Here is a 24,921-nt window from a genome sequence, read left to right as displayed (position 1 = left end):
GTTTTATCTCGTTCGTGTGTGTTTTTTTATTACTAGTAAAATAGGAGAGTGGGTTAGCGAGCTCCTCCACCGCCACCTCCACCAGCACCACCACCGCCGCCAGATGAAGTCGAACCACCCATTCCAGCTGCAGCAGATGAAGCGGTTGAATGGAATCCACCACTCTCTAATCCACTAGACCAGTCATTTCTGAATCCGGTCATGCCGTGCCAATACACTGGTTGATACATGTAATTAGCATCATCGTAGTCATAATATTGACCAGGAGTGATTCCTTTGAACTCTTTTGTTATTTCTTCACTCCTAAAGTATAAGATATTCCAAAATAAAAGCTCTCTGAAAGTGAACGGAGTCTGTTTGCCCTTAAATTCTTCTAGTTTAATTTCTTCTAAATAATTGTCAAATTGAATTAAGCGATCAACTAACTTATCCCCCTCAGAACTAGCAATAGCTACTTCTTGACTGATATTCCAGACGTTAATTTCTTTAAATGAAAGAAGTCCTTCTTTTTCTAGATACTTTTTCGAATACTCAATTGAATAATTAGCCAGTTTTTCTACTTCCTTAGCGTGTTTTTTTGCCCAAACAGTCATATCCTTATCTTTGATAAAGCCATCACGATTAGCTGCATCGACTAACATCAACCATAGACCAGTCTCATAAGATTCGCCAGAGCCATTTTCTAACTCGTTAACAAAATGACCAAAAGACTGAGGGTAACGAGCACGTTCTTCTTTATAGTGGAAGATTTCTATTTCTGTATTGAACGTATCACCAAAAAAGGAGTTTTTTTGGTCTACGTGAATGGCAATCTTTTCTTGTGCAGACCAGTCTACCAGATACGCTGAGAAATAATCTTCAAAATAACCTTTATTAAAATCTTGCAGCAAATAAGCAAGTCCAACAAAATCTTTGCCTTTATATGGAATCTCTTTTAAACGAATCCCTTTATTATCTTTTATTCTTTGTGCTCTAGAACGCATTTCTCCAACTTCTTTTTTAGCTTTTTTCACTTTTCGATAATAAATTATACTTAGACTAATTCCTCCAATAATAACGATGAGTATTACTAGTGTAACAATAATAAAAACGGTATCAGAAATCGTCTCGTCATTGTAAGCAGAGCCTTCAGTCGCCATTTCTAACTGTTCTTTTAATGTTTGATTGACAGTAACTTGCGTATTAAATTGCTTTTGTGGGAATTGAAGTAAAACAGTGACTTTGTTGTTGCTATCAACCTCTTCATCTGCTCGCCAAACAACAGTCTGCCCTTTTAGTTGAAGATCGCCTTCAAAGCCAAAACCCCATAAGCGTACCGATTCCTTTGTAAAAGGGTCAAATCCAGTCAGTTTAACGGTTAAATTTTCTGCTGGAATATCAGAAAAAGTATCAAAATTCCATAATAAGGCTTGTCCATCTTCTAATTCACGAACCAAGTTTGATAAGGTATAAGAGACAACATAATCATTTTTACCGTATTCACCGATTCCCCAGATGAGCTCCAATCCAGTACCCGTTTCTACAGTCCCATAGCGGTTAGTTTTTTCTGCTAATGAGGCATCGCTATCCCATGTTTTCGATTCTTTAAAGCCAGCTACTGAGAAATCAAGTAAGGCTGAATCTTGTAAATCATCTAACACAATATAGAGTTCTGTACCTTCATCCATTATCATTGTCCGGTATTCTGTCACTTTAGCAGATCCATCTTTTTGCAATTCAACTTCAATTGTGATGTCTGATAGTTTATTTTCCGCAAAAACGGTTTCACTAAAAGCCAGACTAAATAAAAAAGCTACTCCAACAATTATGATTCTTCTTATTTTTCTATTCATACTTTATCCCTGCTTTCTTTTTATCTAGTAGAAAGTATTAGAAAAGGTTTATTCTGTTGTTCTTTCTTTTATTATAGCACTAAGCATTTTTATAAGGATACTATATAGTGAGAGCATTTTTTTAATAGTTCTATAAAAAAGAATTTTAAACTGTAGATAATCTGGCTATCATGGAAAACATTGCTAATGGCTAATTCTTAAAAAAGCTGGTATATTAGCACTACAAAACCTATACAAGTTTGTTGTCTCGTAGATTCCAGTCTACGGGGCTTTTTTATATTTAATTTTAGTCGTTATTATTTGGTAGCTTTAATTTACTACACTCTTATTCCTTTATAAAACCTTATTTTATAAGGAAAAAAGTCGTTTTATGTAGATACATCAACTTGTAGACATGTTTTTATGATACCGTTTGACATCTAGTTGTATCATGCTATATTAACTATATAATATAGCTTGTAGATTTGTAGACATAAAAGAAAAGAAGAGTATAAATGGCTAAAGTAATAGCATATGGTAATTTTAAAGGTGGAACAGGTAAAACAACAAATAGTGCAATGATGGCCTATGTATTATCTAAACTAGGATATAAAACCTTATTAGCTGATTTAGATGGAAAATATGATATACATGATAAGCGAGTAATGGCGCTTTATACTAAAGTTACTAAAGAAATGATTAGTCCATTAGAAGAAATAGAGTCACATAAAAAAGAATGATTATTTTAAAATTGTCATAAATCATACTTAATAGAAAATGAGGGTATTTTTATGGCAGATAGCTTATTGAATAAAAATAAAAGTACAGGTAAACGAGATCTTTTAGATAGAAAAGAGAGTGTTAAACCTAAAGAAGTGTTTGATCGTTCTAGTCTATTTACAGTAGATGAATCCAAAAAAATGATTCTATACCCAGTAAAGAAGTTGTTACAAAAAAACAAAAAGGGAAAACCACTATTATTCGTTGTTCAACAGACATCTCATATAGATTGAATGCTATTGTCACTTCTTTTAGTTTAGATAGTGTTAATGAACTTCTAGATATCTTGTTAGATGATTACGAAGCTTCTTTAACCGCTGATGAACAAAGAGAGATTAAGACATTGTTGGCTGTGTATCGTCGTAAATCTAGTAAATAATTTTTAAAACAAGAGGGGAGTAGACTATGAAAAAATTTTTTAAATCTATTACCAGTGATTATTTCGAAGATATTCTAGTTCGGTTAGCTCATCATTCGGCAGGTATTGAAGGAAACACCATTTCATTACCTGCTACGGTTTCGATTATTGTAAATGGAATATTACCAATTAATTCAGGTGCTACAGTAAGAGAATTTTATGAGATTGAAAATCATAAACAAGCTTTTGATCATATGATCAACCATTTAATAAATGAAGATAAGCTTTCTATTGAACTTATTAAAGAAATTCATGGTGATTTAACGGATCGCTTACGATATGATAAAGGTTTATTTAAGAAAAATGAGAACATGATTATTGGAGCAGAATTTCGAACATCTTCTCCTGCAGAAACACCTATGTTAATCTTTCAACTAATAGATAATTTGAACTATCGGGTGGAACATGCTGAAACAAAAGAAGATAGACTCAAAGCTATATTAGATACTCATATTCAGTTTGAACGAATTCATCCATTCTCAGATGGGAATGGTCGAACTGGACGAATGATAATGAACTATTCTTTATTACAAGAAGGATTCCCACCATTAATTATCGAAAAAGAAACAAAAGCTCAATATGTTGAACTATTAGCAACCCAAGACGTCGATTCTTTTTTTAATTTTGCTAAATCTACTTTAGATAAAGAAAGTAAAAGAATGATTGCTTTTCAAAATATGGATCAAGAACAAATAAAAGAAAAGGAAGAATGATGCTTTTTAAGCTATTATTCTTCCTTTTCTTTTATTTGAGTTTAATTCAAACGCTATCTAAGTTTGTTTCATTTTTTTCATACATTTTTATTTAGTATTATTATTAAAAATGAGACTCCTGTGTTGTTAAAAAAAGTAGTTGTGTTGTTAAAAAAAGTAGTCATCTGTTTAATTGTATCTACTCATGTTACAATAAGAAGTTGATAAGAGAAGATTTCATCAGCTGATAAATACGGAGGAATAAAAGAATGAATAAACAATGGACAATAGGTAAAATTAAAGAATATGTTGAAAAAAATTCAGATAGTAAGCTGTTAACGACAGAATACCATGGTTTTTCTCAAAAATTAGTGTTTAAATGTGCTTGTGGCGCTAACTTTGAAAAAACATTTACTAAGTTCAAAAATAAAAACCAACACAAATGCGAAGTTTGCCAACCGTTAAAAGAATCAATTGAATAAAGATAGTAAAAAGGGGTACTGATTTTTCTCTAAGAAAAATCGGCATCCCTTTTTTGTGTGAAAAACAGTTGATTGGCAGCTGTACATACAATCAATTAGTTTAAAAAACGACGAATCCATTTTAACTTGTTATCAGAGTAGGGTGGAAAGATAAATGGCGCCTCTACTTTTTTAGAAGATAAGATGCTTCGTTCATGTGAAAAAGTCATGAAACTATATTTCCCATGATAAGAGCCCATACCCGAATGGCCAACTCCACCAAAAGGTAGATTAGGGGAAACTAGATGGAAAATAGTGTTATTAATGGTCACACCACCTGAACTTGTTTCATGGATAATCTTATTTTGGGTGTTTTTATCGTTGGAAAAAATATACAGAGCTAAAGGTTTAGACCGCTTATTTATTTGTACGATTGTTTCATCTAAGTCATCGAAGCCAATAATGGGTAATAGTGGACCAAAAAGTTCTTCCTTCATAGCAGGAGAGGTCCAATTAGATTCAAGTAAAGTGGGTTCAACGTACTGATTAGTTAAATCGACATGCCCACCGAACACAATCTCGTCTTTAGATTCTTCTAGAATGTTCATTAAACGAGTCGTGTGTCTTTCGTTAACAATTCTTGGAAAATCAGGACTATTTTGTACAATAGGTCCATAAAACTGTTGAATAACTTTTTGACATTCCTCAATAAAAGATTGCTTGAGATCTTTGTGGATGAGGACGTAATCTGGTGCAACACAAGTCTGACCGGCATTGAGTAGTTTCCCATAAAGAATTCTTTTAGCAGCTTGTTTTATATCAGCATCTTTTAAGACAAGTGCAGGACTTTTTCCACCCAGTTCGAGTGTTACCGGAGTTAAGTGCTCAGCAGCAGCTTTCATAATTTCTTTTCCAACCGTTGTACTTCCTGTAAAAAAGATGTAATCAAATGGGTGTTTTAGCAACTCAATATTCGCCTCAATACCCCCTTCAACAACAGAAATATAATCAGTGTTAAATGTATCAGCAATCATTTCTTGAATAACTGTTGAAACAGTGGGTACCATTTCGGATGGCTTCAAAACAATGGTATTTCCTGCAGAAATAGCACCAATTAACGGTTCAATTAGTAATTGAAAAGGATAATTAAAAGGACCAATAATAAGCACAGTTCCATATGGTTCATGGTGTTTTTTACTTTTTGAAGGGAAGAGAAAAAGAGGGGTTGAGACAGTTTTATCTTTCGCCCATTTAGGTAGTTTTTTCTTTGCTTGTTTAATACTAGTTAAGACAAACCCTATTTCTGTTGCGTAACTTTCTGTAGGACTTTTTCCCAAATCTTTTTTTAAAGCTGCATTAATCTGTGACTCGTATTTTAAAATAGCCGCGTATAATTTTTCTAATTGAGTAATACGAAAAGAAACCTCTTTAGTACGATTTGTATTAAAAAAGGCATGGTGTTGATTTAGTAGTGTTGGTATGTTTAGTGGATTTTCCATGATCTATCCTCCATCATTTTTATTCGAAATTAAGTTGATTTAAAAAACTAGTTAAACCAGTTGGATTTAGCTTGTATTTTATTGTGTAACTGGTGATAAATCATTAACTGTTTTCGAGCTCGTTCAATTTTTTTGTATTTACTTGGATTCTTTTTATAAAATTGTTGATGGAAATTTTCAGCCGGCCAAAATATGGTGGTTGGTCGAATAAGCGTAACAATGGGTTGCTTATACTTACCAGAGTCGACTAGCTGTTGCTTTGATTTTTCAGCAAGCGCACGTTGGTTGTCATTTCTAACAAAAATGATGGGACGGTATTGGTTGCCACGATCTTGAAATTGACCACGTGCATCTGTTGGGTCAGTGAGTTGCCAATAAAGAGTTAACAACTCTTCGTAATGGATGATTCTCGTATCAAAGATAATCTCAACAGCTTCAACATGTCCAGTAGATTGACTGATTACTTGATCATAAGTCGGATGAGCTATTTCTCCTCCAGTATAACCCGATAAGACAGAAACAATCCCATTGTGAGTTTCAAAAGGTTCGACCATACACCAAAAACAGCCTCCTGCAAAAATAGCTGAGTCTTGATGGACTACATTATTTGTGTAATGTTTCGTTAAATCAAAGGACGGACTCGTAGCAGAATTACCAGTTAGTTTATTGTAAAAATCTGTTACATCAGGAGTCAGTGTCCCTCTTAAGGCAAGTGGACGCAATTGGGCTTCTAGTTTTGCAAGGAGAGTATCAAAATTAGCCTCTTTTTCCAAGCTGTTTTTAGCAGTCGCCAATAAAGAACGTTCCCATTCACGAGTTCCAGGATTGAGAACAAGGTTATATAAATCATTGAGTATCTCTTCACGATTTAGTCTGATTTTAATACCCTCCTTTTTGTTTTATGTTTTTTAAAAGATTCGGTGCAAGTCTTCCGTCACCACCCTTTTTTCTATTATACATCAGGAAAGAGAGAGGAAGAACTATTTGACCCGATCAACATCAACAGAATGAAAAAAAGTATTTTTTATTATTTTGCTATAATGGATACTTTTTTTAAAAAATAAGCACAATAATACATTAATTCGTTATAATGTAGCTTAGAACTCATAAAAAAATCTGACTATTCTGAAGGTGAATGAATGAAACAGTTACAAGATAAGATTGATAACTTAATAAAAAAAGATGAAGAGCTTTCAATTGAAAATAAAAAAAGACTTTTGGGCTTTCTAAACATAAAAGAAGATATGTACAAAGAAATACAGTTAGAAGCACAGCAAATAGTGAAATATTCTAACAGTAATAGCTATAAATATACTTATAGTGAAAGGTCTAACATTGTAACAATGGCTGCCATTCTTTTTTGTATGTATGAAGTTAGTGGAAGTCGATTTTGGGAAGAATTAAGTGAAAAATATCAGATGGAAGAATTATTATTGCAATATGAAATTAAAGACTACATATCTTCGTTTATTTCAACTAATTCTTTACCTTATTATAAAGGGACTACTAGAAATGAATATGTAGAAACCATTCAAATGCAAAGTGTCATCCCTTATAATTATAGTTCAAGGCTCATAAGAATAATATATTTTATGTATTCAGAAGATTTAGGTATGGATATATCAGCCGAGAATGTAGATGCACTATTAAGCTATCTAAAAATTGTTTTTAAAAGCCAATTGAATAAAGATAGAGATACTAAAGAAATAAGACCAACATTAATAACTAAACAATTACAATCAATACCCAAATCATTCATGCAAGCATATTTAACAAATAATACTCGAGTCAAACATATACTAAAAAAATATTTTTCATATTTTGACAAGATCAGCAGAAATCAACTACCTAATTATGATTCAAAAAATAGACTTGATGTTTTATTTGAAAAAGCATTAAAAAGTCAAATATATTTTGGAATAAAAAATAAAGTAAGGAAATCAAAACTGAATACTATTCAAAAACCTATAATTAAAGTGAAAATAAAAAATCAAGCTAATCCCTTATTTTATATTCAAACGCCTAACTATTTTATTAATCCAGAAAAAATAAAACAATCAAAAGTAATCGTTAAGTTCTATGATAATCAAAGATTATTAAGCGAAAAGGAAATAGAGTTAAGCGAAGGAGGAGTTAGCTATAAAATAGATTCTACTGATAACGAATGTACTTTATTTTCAAATAAAATAAGGTATGCAATTATACAAGATAAAACGGTATTAATTGATTCAAAGAAGGACTTATATAGACAATATTTATTTTTTGATGATAAAGAAATTGCTGATGAAGTTAAAGTTAATGAGATAGAAATTGGACGTTATTTTTATTTACTAATAGATACTAATAGTACTGCCTCTTTTGAAAATTGTTCAGTTACTCAAAGAGATTTAACATACGGTACTTTTTACTATTTTAAAATGAAAGAACAAATAAAAATAATAGTAAATGATCAAGTATTAGTAGATACTGCAATAAAAAAAGCTATAGTTCCTAAAATAGTAAGACCAGTAGAGAATGAATATCACCACAATAATGATATTTATTTAAATATGATTAATGCATACGAATATCCTGAAAAAAAGAAAAAAATAGCTATCTACTTAGCTGATTACTATAAAAATTCTCAAGAATATTATTTAGACCTATTTAAAGTATTTGAAACTCTTATTTCAGAAGAAAAAGAAATGAAAATAGGAAATTCAAGAAATTTAAAATTTGTTTTAGAACTACTTTATAAACAAAATAGCATCGATTTGTTAAAAATAGCTTTAGAAAAAGTAGATAATTTTATTAAAAATAATAATGAGTCAAAATATAATCAAGAAAGAGTAGAACTGATAAAGATATGTCAATTCTATGCTAAAGAAAATAAACTTGATGAAATACTTTCTTTTTCTTTAACTCAAGAAAAGAAAGTAGACGCAAATATATTATCTGAAAAGTATCTTGAATTAAATGAGATAAAAAAAGTAAAGAAATCTGTAATGAAAGATACTTTATATTTCTCAATACCGACTAGAGATATTTCTAAAGGTTTTCAAAATATGCTGGATGCGCACTTTGAAAGCATGGATTCAAAAGGGAAAAGTCTGAATTTATTAAATAGATTTATGAAAGAATATGAAAGAGTCAAAGTTGTAGATACTATGTCTTTGCCTCTAATTGATAAAGGGATTACTATAAACAATGTAGCCTTTATACCGTATAAAGATAAGCAAAAAAAAATATTAGGTAGTTTAAATGGTGATATTTATTATTGGCTCTACACAATCAATGCGAAAGAAATTACTGAGTTATCTTTAAATGAAGAAAAACAATATCAGATCCTTATAACAGGTGGAGATTCTTACGAGTATTCTTTTGATAGCAAACAGATGGAAAAAAAAGAAAATAACTATTTATTAAAATTAAAAAATCTATAATAAGTAACTAAATTATCTATATCAGAAAAGAAAAATACAAAATTTTTGAATTTAATACTAGAAATAAAATAAATAGCGTCCTAATAGAAAACTAATTTTCTATTAGGACGCTATTTATGATTAGATAATTTTTTTATTAAAACAAGTTTTTTATTTTCTCAATATTCTTGATGATTACTGAAGTCGTTCCATCAGGATTGTTAATAAACTCAATAACTTCTGGATCTCGATAGAGTTCAATTGGAATGCTAATTTCTATCCCATTATCTAAACGGAATTTTTGTTTAGTATACTTTGGTCCAACTACAGCAACTTCCGCAGGCGCTTTATCTACGTATCCTAATTCCTCTATTTCTTCAAAAAACTTTTCTTTTTTCTCTTGATTATTCCCATAAAGAGTCTCAGCAATGACTTTATTATCTATGACATTTTCTTCAGTCATACTATGAATTAAGGCGTCTTTTGTATCTGCTAGTACTTGGAATTCTTCATCATTGAAAGCTTTACTTGTTTTTTGAACAGCTTTTTTAATCATAGAAATATTTTCTTTGAGACTTGGTTGAGGTTTATCTTCTAAAAATAATTCTGTGAAATAGAATATTTTCTCTGCTAGTTCAGTGATCAAATGTTTCTTCTCAATCACGTGGTATTCTAGATTGCTTAACTGTAAAACCATTCCTTCTTGAATGGCTTGGCGTGCATTAGGCAAGATTGAACGATTGACAATCAATTGATTGGTTAATGTTTCTTCTTCATATGAAATATAATGTGTGATGCTATCAGAATAGTTTAATTTGAATAGCCCCAAACAAGGAACCTCATCTAACGTAAAGTAAACAAATAATAAATCAGCTGGTGGTATTTCTGGATTGAGTTTTGTAATCGAAAAAAACTTTTCAGTTAGGGTCTTTGTTGTTTCAATAAAGTCATCTTGAATCGCATTGAACGGTTGAACCAAAGGATTGTCTTCTGACAGTGTTCCTGTTTTCATGTTATCAGAACCCTCTACCTTTTCTATCATAGCGTGAAGATAATCAAACGTAAATTTTTCTGTCAAATCTAGCCCAGCAAAAGAAAAAATCGGTTCATTGCTGTTCAAATCGAAAATGTGTAAAATTGCTTCTTTAATATAAATCATCTTTGTTCCCTCCATTTTCAGTCACGCCTATGAGTATCTCACAAATGAGACGAGCAAAAAAGAGCTTTTAAAGAAATATAAGTACGATCTTTTAGAAAGAGTTGTTTTTTTAAAATAAAGCGAGCTGACTCCATTAGTAATGAAGTCAGCTCGCTTAGTTTTTTATTTTTTAACAATCATCTTAATAGCTTGATCAATTTTTTTGGCTTGATCGTGTAAATCGTTAGTTGGATTCTCAAAACAATTTTTCAAGTTTTCAGCAACGATGATACCCATCACACGGTCAATGCTGGCACGAGTCGCACTTAATTGTGTGATGATATCAAGGCATTCTTTATCTTCGTCAATCATTTTTTGAATACCACGAACTTGGCCTTCTGTTCGTTTTAAGCGATTAAGGATTTTCTTTTTTTGCTCATGTTTATCGGACGTATCCATAGTATCCCTTCTTTCTAAAAGTCGGTTATAGTCTATCCTTTTATACAGAAATGGCAAATAGATATTAGATGAATAAGTTTAAATTAGACTCTTCACTATCGCCAAGGTAAGCCGCGACACCACCGTATTCAACAAAATCAAATAGTTCTTCTTTGTCGATTCCCATGATGTCCATGCTCATTGTACAAGCAATAAATTTAACCCCTAAGTTGCTTGCTTTTTCAATCATAATAGGCAATGGATCAACATTTTTTTGTTTCATCACAGTCTTCATCATTTTAGCACCAGCACCGCCCATATTCATTGACGAAATAGGCAAGCTATCGGCATTATTAGGCAGCATAATATCAAATAATTTTGCCATGCCACGCTTTTTCATTTTCTGTTTTTTCAAGACACTTAGTCCCCAGAAAGTAAAGAAGATAGTAACATTTTTACCCATAGCAGCTGCGCCTGAAGCGATAATCATAGAAGCTAAAGCTTTATCCATATCGCCACTAAAAACAACCATTGTTGCGCCTTCTTTTGTTTCTTTCATCACGCCATCTTGAGGAAGAGAAGTTGTATGTTGTAAAAGATTCCCTTTTGACAATGTAGCAACAACTTTATCGCCTTCAATTTCATTTTTTAAGACCGTATTACCTGTACTTTTAGCCCAAGCTTCGATATCAGCACTGAAGCCAAAATCACTTGCTTTAACAATCATTTGTTGTCCGTTAGACATTTGGTCCATTTGTTCTTTTACTTTCAAAATAGGGCCAGGACATTGTAAGCCACAAGCATCCACTTCAATCGTCGTTAAAGGACAAGTTTGAGTAGATTCAATGGGTTGCTCTTTGATTGCTTTTTTAAAAGGTTTATTTTTCAAAGCGTACGTTGCAATTTTGTAAGTTTTGTAGCCACCATCAAGATTTTTTACATCAAATCCGTGATGCATTAAAATTCTTGCAGCGTTATAACCGCGTTGTCCAACTTGACAATAAACATAAATAGTCTTGTCTTTTGGCAATTCAGTCAATCTATTTCTCAATTGGTTTAATGGAATGAAGGCCCCTTTTGGTAATGAACCTGTTGCCAGTTCAAAATCTTCTCTAATATCTAAAAAGAAAGCACCTTGATCCAATAACGCATCCACTTCATGCCATTGAAAGGTTCTGATTTTATCATTCATCATGTTATCAGCTGTGTAGCCTAACATGTTGACTGGATCTTTTGCACTAGAATAAGGCGGGGCATAAGCCAATTCAATCTCAGCTAGTTGATCTGCTGTTGCGCCAAATTTCATAGCGGTAGCGATTACGTCAATACGCTTGTCTACCCCTTTTGTTCCTACACCTTGTGCACCTAGAATTTTTCCATCATTTCCGAAAAGTAATTTTAAATGAATCGGGCTAGCACCAGGGTAATAACCAGCGTGTGAATTGGGGTGAACATGAATGACTTGGAAGTCGATACCTTTATTTTTCAACATGCGCTCACTATTTCCAGTTGAAGCAGCAGTCAGTTCAAAAATTTTCGCAACAGATGTTCCTTGAGTTCCTGGATAGTGTGCTGGAATGCCGTTGATAATATCTGCTACTAAGCGTCCTTGACGGTTCGCTGGCCATGCAAGTGGAATATTAGTAGGCGAGCCATCGACAACATCTTTCACCTCAATAACATCACCAATAGCGAAGATAGCCGGGTAGTTTGTTTGAAGTTGCTCGTTTACTTTAATGGCATTTTTGAAGCCAAGTTCGATACCAGATTCTTTAGCAAGTGTATTTTCCGGAGTAACCCCGATAGATAAAATAGTCATATCTGTATCCAATACGGTGCCACTTGTTAAAAGTAATTTCTTGCCGTTTTCTTTAAATTCTTTTAAACCATCATTTAATAATAAATTGACCCCATGCATATTGATTTGAGTATGCAATTGTTGCGCCATTTCAACATCAATATTTGGCATGACTTGAGGCGCCATTTCAACTAGCTGAACATCTAAATCCAACTCTTTAAGGTTTTCCATCATTTCTAAGCCAATAAATCCACCACCAATGACCGTTACGGTTTGAATCGCATGTTTTGTGATGTATTCTTTGATTAGATCCATATCAGGAATATTGCGCAATGAAAAGACATTTTCAGCTGTTTCAATTCCCGGGATAGCTGGTGTGATAGCTTTAGCACCAGTTGATATAATCAGTTTATCAAAGGTTTCTGTATAGGTTTCACCTGTTTGATGATTTAAAACAGAAATAGTATTATTTATCGGATTAATGGTTGTTACTTCAGAAAAATTACGAATATCTAATGCATATTGTTGCTCCATACCTTCAACAGTTTGTAAAAGTAAGCTATCGCGTTCTTTAATTTCCCCACCAATATGATACGGAAGGCCGCAGTTAGCGAATGAAATGTATTCACCTTTTTCAAAAAGGATAATGTTGTCATCTTCGTTTAAACGACGAAGTCTAGTAGCTGCTGTTGCACCACCAGCTACACCGCCGATAATAAGTATTTTTTGAGCCATGAGGAAGTCTCCTTTAAATTTGATTGTTTTTTCACAATCTAAATATACCCTACAGGGGTATGATAGTCAAGTGTTTTTATGAACAAGGTAAGATGTTGCTAAGTATAGGTAATCTAAAAAATAAGTAGACATTTAATCCCAGTACCTTTATGGGTATACTGTTTTTTTATTCTTTAGCAAGAAAATGGGTAAAGATGAAAAAAGGAGAACGGCTCTCTTTTTATTTTTTAGTGAAGGATTAGTTAAACTATTTTATAGGATAGAAACAACAAGATACTTACGATACAAAAGTTTTTTAATAATACCTAATAATGAAAAATAAACGATTATACTCTATACAACAGTGAGGTTAGCGAAGAAAATAGAAAAACTCGTTTCAAGACTAGTTAAAACAGTTGAATAAAGCTTAGGTAAATAAAAAATATAAAAAGTAGTATTGACTCATTTTAAAACCTCCTCTTGCTTAGTGCATATTTGTTTAACTAGTATGTAACATTTTTTGCAACTAGATATACAATCGTGTTACAATTAACTTAGGAGGTGCTTGAAAATGAATGAAATATATGATTTTATGGTTGAAAAATATGGATACGATGAACCTATTTTTACAAATGATTTAAAGAATGAATTGAATAGGAATCCTAGTGCCTTCAGACAAACAATCAAAAGATTATCAGACAATGGCTTAATAACAAAGGTTGAGAGTGGTATTTACTTTATTCCAAATAAAAATTCAGTTCTTAAAAAACCTATGTTAAGTGTCGATAAAATAGTTAGAAAAAAATTTTTGACTAATCAGGAAGAAATTATAGGTTATAGAACAGGGATTAACTTTGCAAATAGATTAGGTTTAACTACTCAAACAGCGAGTATTCCAACAATTGTTACAAATAATACCTCTTCAAACAAAAGAGAAGTTTTTTTTTATAATAAGAAAATTATTGTTAGAAAACCTAAAACAAAAGTGAATTCAAGAAACTATAAATTTCTTCAAGTGTTGGATCTCCTCAAAGATTTTGAAAGACTAAGTGAGGAGCCTATTGAAGAAGCAAAGGATAAAATCATTGATTACCTTAAAGATGTAACATTAAGTGAAACTGAATATAAGAATTATTTGAATTCTTATCCTGTACAAACAAGGATAAAATTTTATGAGTCGGGGGTATACAATGAGATTGCACGAAGATAAAGAAGTTTTTAAAGAAATTATTAGCGCAACTGCTGGTACCTTAAACTTTGAAGAGTTTCAAATTGAGAAAGATTATTACGTTTCTTTGCTTTTAAAGAAATTAGTAGAAGTTTCTCCTGAAATAGTATTTAAGGGCGGAACTTCTCTTTCTAAGTGTTACGATGTTATAAATCGTTTTTCTGAAGACATAGATATTACTATCAAGATTGATAAAAAAGTTAGTAATAAAGAAAGGAAAAAATTCAAAAAAGATATTTTGAAAGCTATAAATGAAGTAGACTTCGAACTATTAAATGAAAAGGTAAATCCTCCAATTGAAACACGATCGCGACGTGACTTTAATAAGTATTTAGTAGGTTATCAAAGAGAATTTATTGGTGGAGATTATATGGTTGATCACATTATAGTAGAAACTAACGTTACGTATCTTGCTTTTCCTTTTGAAAAAATAGAAGTGAGTAATTATATTACTAAGTATCTTTTAAGTAACGATGAACAGTGGTTAATAGAAAAGTATCAAATTGAACCATTTGAAATGCAAGTTCAAAAAATAGAACGAACTTTCATAGATAAGCTCTTTGCAATTTGCAATTTGTGATTATTACGAAGATGACGTTAGTTATAGATATTCTAGACATCTTTACGATATACATATGATTTGGAAAAGTAAACATGTTCATATTAAAGTTTTAAAAAAATTGATACCAGATATTATCGAAATTAGAAAACCTGGTAAGTATACTCATTCTTGTAAATCGGGATACCCTATTATTGAAACATTAACCAATATTTCAACTAATAAATTTTACAAAAAAGATTTTGAAACTAATACGAAAGAGTTTTTTTCCAAAGAGGTTTCTTATAAAGAAGTCATAAAATCTTTGAAAGAAGTTATAGAAAGTGGACTTTTACCAGAAGTAATCAGTTGAAACTTTATACTAAAGGAGCAAGTTAGATTGACTTTGAATGAAATAGTCCGCGTTTTGTATCTTCTTCCAATAATTTAATTAAGAGATAGCTCGAGTAATAATCTAGTAAAACTTAATTCTATAAACTGAGTTTTTATGTTAGATATAAAATAAAATAGTATCTCTGTTTCGCAATAGAGGTTTCTGAAACCTAGCGAATCGAGATACTATTTTTTGTTTTAAAAAGATGTTTTATCCCTACTAAAATCTGTGTTAATTAACTTATTAATGGATAGTTTTACGTCTTTCGACTGAACGGGCTATAAACCTATCCTTGGGGCTTTTTTACACAATAAGTCAAAATAGTTTTTCTATATAGTTAAAAAATATCAAAGAATATTCAATAATAGGTAGCTAGTCCATTAGCTTGTTTTTTCTTTAGTTAGGCGGTAAGATTGACTTTTACCATATCAATATGCGGAATATTATCCTCCAAGTAGATTTCTGAGATAGGCTGAAAACCGAATGAAGCATAATAATGTTGTAGGTAAGCTTGTGCTTGGGCATTTACCGGGAATCCAGGATAATGTTGGTCCGTATAAGCCAACATAACGGTTAATAATTCTTGTCCAAATCCTTTTTTTCTTTGTTCTTTTGCAACCAACACACGCCCGATCCGAGTGCTAGTAGGTTCTACAATTAAACGAGCATAAGCTACAAGTGCATCATCTGTTTGTTTGAAGAAATGAATGCTTGTGAGATCGATGTCATCAACTTCTTGATAGGCACATTCTTGTTCAACAACAAAAACAGCTGTCCGTTCTTTATAAATACGATGAAGCTCGTTGCTTGTTAGTTCTTCAAATGTTTTGATTGTCCACATAATGTATCCTCCTCATGTAAAATAGCGTATGCTACTTAGTTTAGCTTTATTATAACAAAAGAGAGGCTAACTAAAAATAGAATTCTTTAAAGTGAAAAATTAGTTCGATTAGTTTTCCACTAAAATAGATAAAAAAAGATTGAAACCTTTTTTATTAAGGCGTACAATTAAATAGTGTTAGGTATACCTTAAAAAGAAGGAGTCTTATAATGGAGTTATCAAAATTAACTAGCAATCATTCAGTAGTCGTAACTAAAGTAGCTCATCCTGATGCTCAAATGCAGCAACGTTTAATGGATTTAGGTTTTTATCCTGGAGGAGTAGTTAAGTTAGTCTTAGTCAGTCCCAAGAAAGACCCAAAGGCTTTCGAAGTGAGGGGAACAGTTATTGCAATCCGGAATGAAGATGCTAAATACATACAAGTAGAATTAAAGGAGAAAAACGATGCCAGATGAATTTATTCTACAAAATGAAAAAAATGGGTATGTGATTTCTTTAGCCGGAAATCCTAATGTTGGGAAAAGTACAGTTTTTAATCAATTGACTGGTTTAAAACAGCATACAGGTAACTGGCCTGGGAAAACAGTTGGTATTGCAGAAGGAACGAGCCAATATAAAAATAAGTATTACTGTTTAGTTGATTTACCTGGTACGTATTCTTTATCTTCCAATTCAGAAGAAGAAGAAGTAGCACAAGACTTTATTCAATCGGATTTATCTGAAGCAACAATTTGTGTCTGTGATGCGACTTCTTTAGAACGCAATCTAAATTTAGTTTTACAGATTATGCAGCTATCAGATAAAGTAGTAGTTTGCGTGAACTTAATAGATGAAGCTCGAAAAAAAGGTATAGAAATTAATATCGAAAAATTACAATCGTTATTAGGTGTTCCTGTTATTGCTACAGCAGCGCGTCAAAATGAAGGCTTAGATAACTTAATGTCTGCTTTAGATAAAGTAGTCTCTGAAGAACTGAAAATGAATCCTTATATGAAAAAAGCGTTAGATGGTTTAAAAGAAAATCAAGAAGAGAATACAAAAACCTTATTAGATCGGGCTACAGTCATAGCTAAATATGTGATTGTTTTCACAAAAGGAGATTACAATCGCCGTGACCGCAAGCTAGATAAGATATTGACACAAAAATTAACAGGCATTCCTATTATGATTTTATTGCTAGTAGTTGTTTTTTGGTTAACCATACAAGGTGCAAACGCCCCATCTAATGCTTTAGCCAGTATGTTTGGTACGATAGGTGTTTATTTGAATCAATTTGCGGCATTTATTAATATGCCTGAGTGGCTACGAGGTGCGTTAATTGATGGGATTTATACTGTCTTGTCGACTGTTATTTCCGTGATGCTACCACCTATGGCTATTTTCTTTCCACTCTTTACTTTACTAGAAGATTTCGGCTATTTACCACGTGTTGCATTCAATTTAGACAAGTACTTTGCTAATGCAGGAGCTTGTGGCAAGCAAGCACTGACAATGTGTATGGGATTTGGTTGCAATGCGGCTGGCGTAACAGGAACTCGTATCATTAATTCACCTAGAGAAAAACTAATTGCAATTGTAACAAATAATTTTGTACCGTGTAATGGACGTTTTCCTATTTTAATTTCAATTATCACGATGTTTTTTGTAGGCAGTTCAGTAAGTCTAGGAAGTAGTTTTCTTTCAGCTATTCTTCTTGCAGGGACGGTTATTTTAGGTATCTTGACTACTTTTTGGATTTCTCAATTGCTTTCTAAAACTATTCTAAAAGGTGTCCCTTCTTCATTTACATTAGAGATGCCCCCTTATCGTCGACCCCAGATTGGTTCAGTTGTTGTACGATCTATTTTTGATCGAGCATTATTTGTTTTGTGGCGTGCGATTATCGTTGCCGCACCAGCAGGACTAGTTATTTGGATCATGGCAAATGTAGTGATTGGTGATTCAAGTATATTGACTTGGGTTACAGGAGCGATTGACCCTTTTGCTCGTTTAATGGGTTTAGATGGAACCATTTTAATGGCGTTTATCCTTGGTTTGCCAGCTAATGAAATAGTTATTCCTATTATGGTTATGGGTTATTTGAGCAAATCGACCCTTTTTGAATTTGATTCATTGGCTCAATTCAAAACGCTTCTATTAGATAATGGTTGGACTTGGTTAACAGCAGTGAATACCATTTTATTTACACTTTATCACTGGCCTTGCTCAACAGCGTTATTGACGATATACAAAGAAACGAAAAGTGCCAAATGGACCTGGATATCTTTTTTAGTACCAACGGTCATGGGAGTAGGAACAACAATGTTTGTGACTTTTTTAGCCCATCTTTTTCATTTGGTCTAAATCTTATTGATAGACTAACTAACACTAAATATGATCCAATCATGATAGGAAGTTTGCTTAATAAAAAAGAGGCATCTGCACAGAATAATTTCTGAGCAGATGCCTCTTTCTAATCACTGGCTAGACTACCTAGATTCTATTCTTAATAGAACTAATGGTAGTTAATCTTTTACACACTTTTCGAGCGTTTCTTTAATAGATTGAATGACGTCGTGCTCTTTTATTCCTAAAGCAGTCATAGTATCTGCTGGATCAATATATAAGTCTTCGGTCTGCATTTTAGACATAACCGTCATGTGTATACCATGTTCTACTCCTTTTTCAGCAGCTTTTCTATCCATTTCTGCATACATTGGTTCTACTTGACTGTACTCAATGACAGGTACTTGAGTAGTCTCTGTTTGACCTAATGCATCAACCATCATTTGGTAGAAGTCTTGGAATGTCATGTTTAGTGCTGCAATAGCGTAGGTATGACGGTGTTTGCCATTTTCCATAGCGCCAACAGCAGCTTCTGCTACTTGTTCAACGGTAACCATTGTTGTTCCACCCTTTAATGCTGGGAAAACTGGACGACCTTTGATTTGGTCGGTAAACATTTTCCATAAAGGTGTTCTTCCTGGCATCGTACCAAAAATATACGGCAAGCGTAAAGAGGTGACCGTCATGCTGCCTTCGCCTTCTGCAAAAGCCACTTGTTCTTGTAAAAGACGAGTATTTGGATAAGCTTGGTCTCTTAAATGATAGTCAGGTAGACGTTCTGCGAATTCAGCAAAGTAAGAGCCGAAGACAACGAATTTTTTAACACCAGCTTCTTTAGCTAATCGAGCCAATCTTTGTGTTGGAAGAACGTTAGCTTCATAGAAAAATTTCATTGCAGGTTTTTGTGGAGTTGTGCGTTCGTCAGCACCAGCTGCATAGATAAAACCTTCACAATCAGCTAATAGTTCACGAATATCTTCATCTGATAAATGATTGATGTTTCCTAAATTGCATTCTACTTCAGCAGGCAATAAGTCATCGGTTGGTAATGGAGGTAAGGCCATTGTTTTAACTTGGTAACCTTTAGATAGTAATTCTTTGATTGTGTAATAACCTAGAAAACCTGTTCCGCCTAAAACAAATACTTTTGACATAGTTATCGCTCCTTTTGTTTTATCTTTCACATGTAGTATAAGTTATTTCTTATCGAAATAATCATTAAAAAGAGACTAAACACTAACTATATAGTAGAATAGAAATAAAATGGAGGCGGATACAGTGGTGGAAAATTTTCCTTATGCAAGTGTAGATTATTTTTCTAAGAAATTTAAACCAACAGATTTGAGTATCCAAAAAGAAAAAATTCGCAAATCTGAAGCTAGGCACTACCGCGATGAAATTGAATTTCTCGTTATTTTAACAGGTAGTGGAGAAATTGAAATTAACCACACAACGTTTTCTGTTGTTCAAGGTGATTTCATCCAACTGATGCCCTATCATGTAACGAGACTATTGATTAGTGAAAAGAGTCCAATTGAATTGTATCGAATTCGTTTTTCTATTGGATTGTTGTTGCTAATTAGTACGGATAAAACACGGTATTTAAACGCGATTAAAAATATAGATAAGTCCATCCCAATTGCATCCTTAGATGAAAAAGCTAGACGACAGGTTGAATTTTTGTGTGAGTCTGTTTATGCAGAAAAGCAAACAACCAATGAAAATTTGGATGTTTTACATATCTCGCTAGTCTCTTACTTATCGTATTTTGCAAATAAAAATCAGCAAGTTTCCTTAAAAGAAAAAAGCTTAGAACGAGATAGTACATGGAAAACGCTTGAATACATCCAGATTCATCATCAAGAACAAGTAACCCTTCAGATGATTAGTAAGGAACTAGCAGTAGATGAACAGCAGATCAAAAACAAATTAAAAGAACTTACAGGGGTTAGTTTCTATTCTTTATTAAATCAAGTGCGTATCAGAAATGCTGTAGCTTTATTTCAATTTGATGATTTATCTATCAACCAAATTGGGAAAATTTGCGGGTACCAAACGGAAGCTTATTTTTATAAAAATTTTAAAAACACAATGGGGGTTACGCCACTTAACTACCGAAAAGGTGTAACTGGAGAATCGTCTTTAGGAAATTCGTATGACGCATGGGAAATAGCTATTTATATTCTTGAAAATTGCCGCAAAGGATTGTCCCTAGATGAAGTAGCCCTAATCATGAATGTATCCAAAAAGAAGTTGAATCATTTATTGTCGACAACGTTTAATGTAACCTTTAAAGAACTACTCACTCACTTTCGCGTTCAAATCGGAAAGACTTTTCTAGTGTCTCTTAATTTACCTGTTCAAGAAGTAGCTATACTGGTCGGATTTTCAGATGCGACAACGTTTATTCGTAATTTTAAAGCCGTTTATGGCGTTACGCCAAAACAAATAGTGAAGAGAGAGAAATGAAACCAATTTTTAGAGAGGTTGGAGATAGGAAAAAGCAACTAGAAACTTTGTTACGATACATGAAAGGTTATAAAATTGTGTATTGATTGAAGGTCTTTTTAGTGAAGATAATGTCTATCATCTTTCTACTTTCAATGAATTGAAAGTTTACACAAAGTAGATACTTTTCTAATATCATGAACAATAAGGATACAGACCTTATATTTGTTTGAGTTATCATGGTGTCAGTGACTATGCTAATATAGCAGTCTTTGCTCCACTATCAAACACAGAACGCAACTATCCTTTATACATTCCTTTAGAAGGTACGTAATCTTCAGGAAAAGTTTTATTCGATCAGTTAGTTATCATTGATTATAACGCAAGAAAATATAATTACATCGAAAATGTTCCTGAGAAATTAACAGATGAATTATTAATGAAAGTAAAAGCAATCTTTCAAAAAGATGAAAAAATAAAGCGATAAAATAGTTACAACAGTGAAAGTTATCCTTTAGCAACGAAGGCTAGTAACGTTTAAAAGGACTCTACCGCTTAAAAAGCAGTAGAGTCTTTATTGCGAGATTCTATGTTACTTTAAAAGTAACAACCAAAGTATAAAATGTACCCAAATCCTTTTATATTTTTTAAATATAGTCACGATTGTTCTTGAAATTATCTCGTAACAAATAGATTAAATAGTTTAACTAACAAATCTTAACATATAGCCATTAGGATCTTGAACAATAAATTCTTTTTGAAGTGTGCTATCTCCTTCGACCTTATATATTGTTTCTTTAAGCTCTTTATAAAATGTAATTTGATTATTCGATAAGTTTTCGTACAAAGTATTTATATCTTTCACTTCTATTTCAAAATTAATACCCTGACCTAGTGGATATCTCATATCTCCTACATTCCATCCATCTTTATGATACTCTTCCAACATAAGCTGGGTCCCATTTAATTCTATGAAAATAAAATTATCTTCAGGTCGTTCGAAGATAATTTTAAACCCTAACATTTTGATATAAAAATGTTTACTTTCTTTAATATTAAAAACAGTTAATTCAGGTACCATTTTGTTAAAGTCCATATTATACCTACTTCCTATAAAAATCTTTTTGAATTCATACTTAAATAGTTTTACTTAATTCTTATTTTAACAAGCTTATTATTCCTTTCTGGATACACTATTTAAGATAAAGTCATGCATCAGAAACATTGATTTGATAAGGTTAGTGCCCATGTTTTTTAGTATTTTGTAAGTCACAGAGAGTATAGATCTATTAGTCTATCTATAGACTCTTGATTATGAGTACTCATGTCAACAAAATAAGATGCTTGCCATTTCTGAGTGTTCAATGCTTGTTTACTAGTTGGTGTATCCCAACTAGGATAGACTCGTATAGCCATTTTTCCTGTAGTGGAGGTTGTTCGAAGTATATTTTTTTTAACGAGAATGTCTTTTGGAAAAACGAATTGTCCAAATTCTTTGTTATTTTTAAAAGTTGTAACAACTAATAGCTCAGGTGCTTCTTTAAATAAAAAAGGACGGTTTTTATTGTTATTATCCTTTTCCCAAAAAGCAACAAACTGTCCTATTTTTGTTGGCGTAATTTTTGCGACTCTAAATCGAATCATTTTAGAAGATAATTGAAATACGCCTGCACCATATTCAGCATTTTGTTTTTCTTCTTGACTGGATTCTACTGTTAATTGTTTTGGTTCGTAAATTGTCTGGTTCATATACTGTAAAGCTTCTTTAAAATGATTCATTCTATCGCTCCTTAGTACAAAGTTAAGTTATTTTTTGTAAAGTTGAATTAGAACATTATAATTTAATTCAACTTAACCCAGTATCTTTGTATAATTTGATTTTCTTGTGAAAATTCATTTTCTAAGACTCCACCATTTTTAACAATAGTTTTAGCCGAAGCCCTATTTTTTTTATTACAAGTAAGCAAAATCTTTTTAATTTCCAATTTTTCACATTTTTTCAAGGCTAAACTTAGCATTTCTGTTGCATACCCTTTTTTTCTTTCAGATTTTCTTACACTATAACCTATGTGTCCGCCTTTACTTAATAGAAAAGCATTCAAACGATGTCTAATTTGAATCATACCAATCAAACGTTCATCATCAGTAGAAACGGCTAGATAGCTAGTAGCTGGAACAAATTCTTTATTTGAAGTTTCTTCATTCGAATTTAAGATAACAATCTGGTGCCATTCTTCAAAATTTTTTGCACTGACTAATCCACTTGTACCATCCATACTGTCTTTATTTTCAATAAATTCTTGTTTGTAATTCATGATTTCAGTTTTATAATTTTTTGTCGGTATGACTAATTTTATGCTCATTGCAATTATCTCCTGTTATCTTATTGTGACAAAGTCATCTTTATTTTAGGATACACTATTTTAAATAGAGTCGTGTATCCAGATACTTATTCTATCAAGGTTCTATTTTATCTTTTCTTAAAAGCAGTACAGCACAGTTATTTTAAAATTATTAGAAAAATTATTTATTTGACTGTTTGCTGGTTAAATAAATAAATACGTATTGAAGGAGAAGCAAGATACCTAAAATGACACCTATACCTATTTTACCTTCTTTTGAACTTAATAATTCTGAGAAAACATCTATCCTAGCAATAATTCCTAAAATAGCAGAAGTAACTACAATTGGAATAAAAGGCGTCCATGGTTTTTTATCTTTTTCTTTATAAAACAGATAAAGTACTATTCCAGATATAAGAACGATGGTAACTATGCCTAAATCTCCACTAAGATTTACTTTGAAGGGTGTAGATATTAAAAAATCAATATAAAAGCCAAATGAAAACCCCAATCCAACCAATAAAAGTAAAACTAGCTTGGATAGTTTATCTTCAAACCGATATAAGCTAATACCTAAAAGCCATAGAGCAAAAATAATCATGACAGTCCAATAGAATCCGGTTATTAAAAAACTACCAATATCCAGTTCTTCATCTGGAAAAATAATTCTGGGTAAAATACTGAAAATACTGTAGCTTGCTAAAGCAATTAAAATTATTTTTACAGTATCTAAAAGATTAATAGGCAGCTGTTTAATGATATCATCAGCGACTTTTTTTGGATTTTCTCCGAAATATTCTTTTGCGGAAATACCTTGTTCTTGGGCATCCAAAATATCCCTTAAAACTTCTAATAATAATTCTTCACTTTTTTTCACATCTCTGAAAAGTGCCACTACTCTAATATAAATAAGTAAATCTCCATAATATTTTTCATTTCCTTTTGTCAAAGATTCTTGTAAGACAGCATTTGTTTTAATTAATTCATTTTTCTCCAATTCATTCACTTCCTTTTACTAAATTATCAACACTTTCTTTCAACTTATTCCATTGCAATGTAAATTCATTTTTTTCTATTAGTCCTTTTTTAGTAAGAGAATAATACTTTCTTTTTGGGCCTGTATCAGAGTCACGCAATGTTCCCTTAATTAATTCTTTTTTTTCTAATGAGAGCAAAAGAGGATAGATCGTTCCTTTAGGAATATCAGTAAAACCAAACTCTGTAAGCTTTTCGCTTAGTTTGTAACCGTATAATTCTTCTTGATCAAGCAAAAGCAAAATACTTCCTGATAGAATTCCTTTTAACATTTGAGAATTAATTTTATTATCCATGCTGTCCCTCCTCTAGTTTGTTTTGCAAGTTAGTTATATCAAATATAGACTATGTTGTAAAGCATAATAGCTATTTTTTTGCATGCTTTAATTTTATATGAAACAAAGAAGCAACCCATTCATTCAAATGAATAGGTTGCTTTTAATACATGAAATTGCATAAAGTCGTGTATCCCAAACTTTATTAAAATAAGCTTCCTTTTGTTATTCTATTTTTAAAGAGTATATTTAAACTATAAAAAAGGGGTATAGGAGAATGTAGATATGAAAATAATAAGAATCCTCATTCATTTGGTAGCAATCGTAATGTTAATATTCCTTGGA

General features: G+C 32.0%; 25 protein-coding genes and 1 pseudogene. 13 read left to right on the top strand and 13 right to left on the bottom strand.

The window, feature by feature from the left end:
- Positions 1-53: 53 nt before the first annotated feature.
- Positions 54-1,832: a DUF2207 domain-containing protein gene (locus ACMHYH_RS09790; RefSeq protein WP_414839217.1), complete on the bottom strand. Its 1,779-nt coding sequence runs from the start codon at positions 1,830-1,832 to the stop codon at positions 54-56.
- A 494-nt stretch (positions 1,833-2,326) separates the two neighbouring features.
- Here ACMHYH_RS09790 and ACMHYH_RS09785 point away from each other — a divergent pair, with 494 nt between their 5' ends.
- From ACMHYH_RS09785 to ACMHYH_RS09765, 5 genes are all read left to right on the top strand, one after another.
- The gene (locus tag ACMHYH_RS09785) at positions 2,327-2,551 is read left to right on the top strand and encodes an AAA family ATPase (RefSeq protein WP_414839216.1); all 225 of its coding nucleotides are present in this window, start codon (positions 2,327-2,329) and stop codon (positions 2,549-2,551) included.
- Between the two features lie 51 nt (positions 2,552-2,602).
- A complete protein-coding gene (locus tag ACMHYH_RS09780; RefSeq protein ID WP_414839215.1) occupies positions 2,603-2,824 on the top strand; it encodes a hypothetical protein in 222 nt (73 codons plus the stop codon).
- Entirely contained in the window at positions 2,821-2,970 is a 150-nt protein-coding gene (locus ACMHYH_RS09775) for a hypothetical protein (RefSeq protein WP_414839214.1), read from the top strand. Before ACMHYH_RS09780 ends, ACMHYH_RS09775 begins: the two co-directional genes overlap by 4 nt.
- A gap of 26 nt (positions 2,971-2,996) precedes the next feature.
- Positions 2,997-3,722 (top strand): Fic family protein, encoded by a 726-nt coding sequence (locus ACMHYH_RS09770; RefSeq protein ID WP_414839213.1) that lies wholly within the window; start codon positions 2,997-2,999, stop codon positions 3,720-3,722.
- A 248-nt stretch (positions 3,723-3,970) separates the two neighbouring features.
- A complete protein-coding gene (locus tag ACMHYH_RS09765; protein ID WP_414839212.1) occupies positions 3,971-4,183 on the top strand; it encodes a hypothetical protein in 213 nt (70 codons plus the stop codon).
- 95 nt (positions 4,184-4,278) lie between these two features.
- Here ACMHYH_RS09765 and ACMHYH_RS09760 read toward each other — a convergent pair whose 3' ends face one another.
- Both ACMHYH_RS09760 and msrA read right to left on the bottom strand, forming a co-directional pair.
- Entirely contained in the window at positions 4,279-5,661 is a 1,383-nt protein-coding gene (locus ACMHYH_RS09760; RefSeq protein ID WP_414839211.1) for an aldehyde dehydrogenase, read from the bottom strand.
- 47 nt (positions 5,662-5,708) lie between these two features.
- Positions 5,709-6,539 (bottom strand): peptide-methionine (S)-S-oxide reductase MsrA, encoded by an 831-nt coding sequence (msrA, locus tag ACMHYH_RS09755; protein WP_414840385.1) that lies wholly within the window; start codon positions 6,537-6,539, stop codon positions 5,709-5,711.
- A gap of 261 nt (positions 6,540-6,800) precedes the next feature.
- Between msrA and ACMHYH_RS09750 the strand changes: the two genes are divergently transcribed.
- Positions 6,801-9,083, top strand: a complete 2,283-nt coding sequence (locus tag ACMHYH_RS09750) for a hypothetical protein (RefSeq protein WP_414839210.1) — start codon at positions 6,801-6,803, stop codon at positions 9,081-9,083.
- Positions 9,084-9,219: 136 nt separating this feature from the next.
- On the opposite strand, the gene ACMHYH_RS09745 is transcribed toward ACMHYH_RS09750, so the two are convergent.
- The 3 genes from ACMHYH_RS09745 to ACMHYH_RS09735 all read right to left on the bottom strand — a co-directional run bounded on the left by ACMHYH_RS09745 (position 9,220) and on the right by ACMHYH_RS09735 (position 13,171).
- The gene (locus ACMHYH_RS09745) at positions 9,220-10,221 is read right to left on the bottom strand and encodes a nucleoid-associated protein (protein ID WP_414839209.1); all 1,002 of its coding nucleotides are present in this window, start codon (positions 10,219-10,221) and stop codon (positions 9,220-9,222) included.
- Positions 10,222-10,383: 162 nt separating this feature from the next.
- Positions 10,384-10,659 (bottom strand): metal-sensitive transcriptional regulator, encoded by a 276-nt coding sequence (locus tag ACMHYH_RS09740; protein ID WP_414839208.1) that lies wholly within the window; start codon positions 10,657-10,659, stop codon positions 10,384-10,386.
- 64 nt (positions 10,660-10,723) lie between these two features.
- Positions 10,724-13,171 (bottom strand): FAD-dependent oxidoreductase, encoded by a 2,448-nt coding sequence (locus ACMHYH_RS09735; RefSeq protein ID WP_414839207.1) that lies wholly within the window; start codon positions 13,169-13,171, stop codon positions 10,724-10,726.
- Positions 13,172-13,721: 550 nt separating this feature from the next.
- Here ACMHYH_RS09735 and ACMHYH_RS09730 point away from each other — a divergent pair.
- The 3 genes from ACMHYH_RS09730 to ACMHYH_RS09720 are packed head-to-tail and all read left to right on the top strand — an operon-like array spanning position 13,722 to position 15,289.
- Positions 13,722-14,360 (top strand): DUF6088 family protein, encoded by a 639-nt coding sequence (locus ACMHYH_RS09730; protein WP_414839206.1) that lies wholly within the window; start codon positions 13,722-13,724, stop codon positions 14,358-14,360.
- Positions 14,341-14,958 (top strand): nucleotidyl transferase AbiEii/AbiGii toxin family protein, encoded by a 618-nt coding sequence (locus ACMHYH_RS09725; protein WP_414839205.1) that lies wholly within the window; start codon positions 14,341-14,343, stop codon positions 14,956-14,958. The genes ACMHYH_RS09730 and ACMHYH_RS09725 overlap by 20 nt, the downstream gene beginning before the upstream one ends.
- A 55-nt stretch (positions 14,959-15,013) precedes the next feature.
- Positions 15,014-15,289, top strand: a complete 276-nt coding sequence (locus ACMHYH_RS09720; RefSeq protein ID WP_414839204.1) for a hypothetical protein — start codon at positions 15,014-15,016, stop codon at positions 15,287-15,289.
- 421 nt (positions 15,290-15,710) lie between these two features.
- On the opposite strand, the gene ACMHYH_RS09715 is transcribed toward ACMHYH_RS09720, so the two are convergent.
- Positions 15,711-16,151, bottom strand: coding sequence for a GNAT family N-acetyltransferase (locus tag ACMHYH_RS09715; RefSeq protein ID WP_414839203.1), 441 nt, complete (start codon positions 16,149-16,151; stop codon positions 15,711-15,713).
- 209 nt (positions 16,152-16,360) lie between these two features.
- On the opposite strand from ACMHYH_RS09715, the gene ACMHYH_RS09710 reads away from it, so the two are divergent.
- Both ACMHYH_RS09710 and feoB read left to right on the top strand, forming a co-directional pair.
- Entirely contained in the window at positions 16,361-16,606 is a 246-nt protein-coding gene (locus ACMHYH_RS09710) for a FeoA family protein (protein WP_414839202.1), read from the top strand.
- The gene (feoB, locus tag ACMHYH_RS09705) at positions 16,596-18,494 is read left to right on the top strand and encodes a ferrous iron transporter B (protein ID WP_414839201.1); all 1,899 of its coding nucleotides are present in this window, start codon (positions 16,596-16,598) and stop codon (positions 18,492-18,494) included. Before ACMHYH_RS09710 ends, feoB begins: the two co-directional genes overlap by 11 nt.
- A gap of 161 nt (positions 18,495-18,655) precedes the next feature.
- Here the strand turns inward: feoB and ACMHYH_RS09700 are convergent, their stop codons facing one another.
- Positions 18,656-19,630, bottom strand: coding sequence for an NAD-dependent epimerase/dehydratase family protein (locus tag ACMHYH_RS09700; RefSeq protein ID WP_414839200.1), 975 nt, complete (start codon positions 19,628-19,630; stop codon positions 18,656-18,658).
- A gap of 124 nt (positions 19,631-19,754) precedes the next feature.
- Here ACMHYH_RS09700 and ACMHYH_RS09695 point away from each other — a divergent pair, with 124 nt between their 5' ends.
- Both ACMHYH_RS09695 and ACMHYH_RS09690 read left to right on the top strand, forming a co-directional pair.
- The gene (locus tag ACMHYH_RS09695; protein WP_414839199.1) at positions 19,755-20,945 is read left to right on the top strand and encodes an AraC family transcriptional regulator; all 1,191 of its coding nucleotides are present in this window, start codon (positions 19,755-19,757) and stop codon (positions 20,943-20,945) included.
- Between the two features lie 187 nt (positions 20,946-21,132).
- Positions 21,133-21,411: pseudogene (locus ACMHYH_RS09690) on the top strand (type II toxin-antitoxin system PemK/MazF family toxin); the annotation flags it as partial.
- Between the two features lie 216 nt (positions 21,412-21,627).
- Here the strand turns inward: ACMHYH_RS09690 and ACMHYH_RS09685 are convergent.
- From ACMHYH_RS09685 to ACMHYH_RS09665, 5 genes are all read right to left on the bottom strand, one after another.
- Positions 21,628-22,020, bottom strand: coding sequence for a bleomycin resistance protein (locus tag ACMHYH_RS09685; protein ID WP_414839198.1), 393 nt, complete (start codon positions 22,018-22,020; stop codon positions 21,628-21,630).
- Positions 22,021-22,193: 173 nt separating this feature from the next.
- On the bottom strand, positions 22,194-22,703 hold the full coding sequence (locus tag ACMHYH_RS09680) for a MepB family protein (protein WP_414839197.1): 510 nt from the start codon (positions 22,701-22,703) through the stop codon (positions 22,194-22,196).
- A 62-nt stretch (positions 22,704-22,765) separates the two neighbouring features.
- Positions 22,766-23,287 (bottom strand): GNAT family N-acetyltransferase, encoded by a 522-nt coding sequence (locus ACMHYH_RS09675; RefSeq protein WP_414839196.1) that lies wholly within the window; start codon positions 23,285-23,287, stop codon positions 22,766-22,768.
- 160 nt (positions 23,288-23,447) lie between these two features.
- Positions 23,448-24,272 carry a hypothetical protein gene (locus tag ACMHYH_RS09670; RefSeq protein ID WP_414839195.1) on the bottom strand — a complete coding sequence of 275 codons (825 nt, stop codon included), beginning with the start codon at positions 24,270-24,272 and terminating at the stop codon, positions 23,448-23,450.
- The gene (locus ACMHYH_RS09665) at positions 24,265-24,597 is read right to left on the bottom strand and encodes a PadR family transcriptional regulator (protein ID WP_414839194.1); all 333 of its coding nucleotides are present in this window, start codon (positions 24,595-24,597) and stop codon (positions 24,265-24,267) included. Before ACMHYH_RS09665 ends, ACMHYH_RS09670 begins: the two co-directional genes overlap by 8 nt.
- Positions 24,598-24,921: the final 324 nt, after the last annotated feature.

The sequence above is a fragment of the Carnobacterium sp. TMP28 genome, from assembly GCF_047553015.1.
Taxonomy (GTDB): domain Bacteria; phylum Bacillota; class Bacilli; order Lactobacillales; family Carnobacteriaceae; genus Carnobacterium_A.
The sequence above is the reverse complement of the archived record's forward strand: the minus strand, read 5'-3'. Positions and strand labels throughout refer to the sequence as shown.

Coding starts and splice junctions, on each gene's coding strand:
- ACMHYH_RS09730 (WP_414839206.1), top strand. CDS start 13,722: ATGAATGAAATATATGATTTTATGGTTGAAAAATATGGATACGATGAA.
- ACMHYH_RS09760 (WP_414839211.1), bottom strand. CDS start 5,661: ATGGAAAATCCACTAAACATACCAACACTACTAAATCAACACCATGCC.
- ACMHYH_RS09785 (WP_414839216.1), top strand. CDS start 2,327: ATGGCTAAAGTAATAGCATATGGTAATTTTAAAGGTGGAACAGGTAAA.
- ACMHYH_RS09665 (WP_414839194.1), bottom strand. CDS start 24,597: ATGGATAATAAAATTAATTCTCAAATGTTAAAAGGAATTCTATCAGGA.
- ACMHYH_RS09740 (WP_414839208.1), bottom strand. CDS start 10,659: ATGGATACGTCCGATAAACATGAGCAAAAAAAGAAAATCCTTAATCGC.
- ACMHYH_RS09700 (WP_414839200.1), bottom strand. CDS start 19,630: ATGTCAAAAGTATTTGTTTTAGGCGGAACAGGTTTTCTAGGTTATTAC.
- ACMHYH_RS09725 (WP_414839205.1), top strand. CDS start 14,341: ATGAGATTGCACGAAGATAAAGAAGTTTTTAAAGAAATTATTAGCGCA.
- ACMHYH_RS09710 (WP_414839202.1), top strand. CDS start 16,361: ATGGAGTTATCAAAATTAACTAGCAATCATTCAGTAGTCGTAACTAAA.
- ACMHYH_RS09715 (WP_414839203.1), bottom strand. CDS start 16,151: ATGTGGACAATCAAAACATTTGAAGAACTAACAAGCAACGAGCTTCAT.
- ACMHYH_RS09745 (WP_414839209.1), bottom strand. CDS start 10,221: ATGATTTATATTAAAGAAGCAATTTTACACATTTTCGATTTGAACAGC.
- ACMHYH_RS09750 (WP_414839210.1), top strand. CDS start 6,801: ATGAAACAGTTACAAGATAAGATTGATAACTTAATAAAAAAAGATGAA.
- ACMHYH_RS09765 (WP_414839212.1), top strand. CDS start 3,971: ATGAATAAACAATGGACAATAGGTAAAATTAAAGAATATGTTGAAAAA.
- ACMHYH_RS09770 (WP_414839213.1), top strand. CDS start 2,997: ATGAAAAAATTTTTTAAATCTATTACCAGTGATTATTTCGAAGATATT.
- ACMHYH_RS09685 (WP_414839198.1), bottom strand. CDS start 22,020: ATGGACTTTAACAAAATGGTACCTGAATTAACTGTTTTTAATATTAAA.
- ACMHYH_RS09680 (WP_414839197.1), bottom strand. CDS start 22,703: ATGAATCATTTTAAAGAAGCTTTACAGTATATGAACCAGACAATTTAC.
- ACMHYH_RS09780 (WP_414839215.1), top strand. CDS start 2,603: ATGGCAGATAGCTTATTGAATAAAAATAAAAGTACAGGTAAACGAGAT.
- ACMHYH_RS09790 (WP_414839217.1), bottom strand. CDS start 1,832: ATGAATAGAAAAATAAGAAGAATCATAATTGTTGGAGTAGCTTTTTTA.
- ACMHYH_RS09735 (WP_414839207.1), bottom strand. CDS start 13,171: ATGGCTCAAAAAATACTTATTATCGGCGGTGTAGCTGGTGGTGCAACA.
- feoB (WP_414839201.1), top strand. CDS start 16,596: ATGCCAGATGAATTTATTCTACAAAATGAAAAAAATGGGTATGTGATT.
- ACMHYH_RS09675 (WP_414839196.1), bottom strand. CDS start 23,287: ATGAGCATAAAATTAGTCATACCGACAAAAAATTATAAAACTGAAATC.
- ACMHYH_RS09720 (WP_414839204.1), top strand. CDS start 15,014: ATGATTTGGAAAAGTAAACATGTTCATATTAAAGTTTTAAAAAAATTG.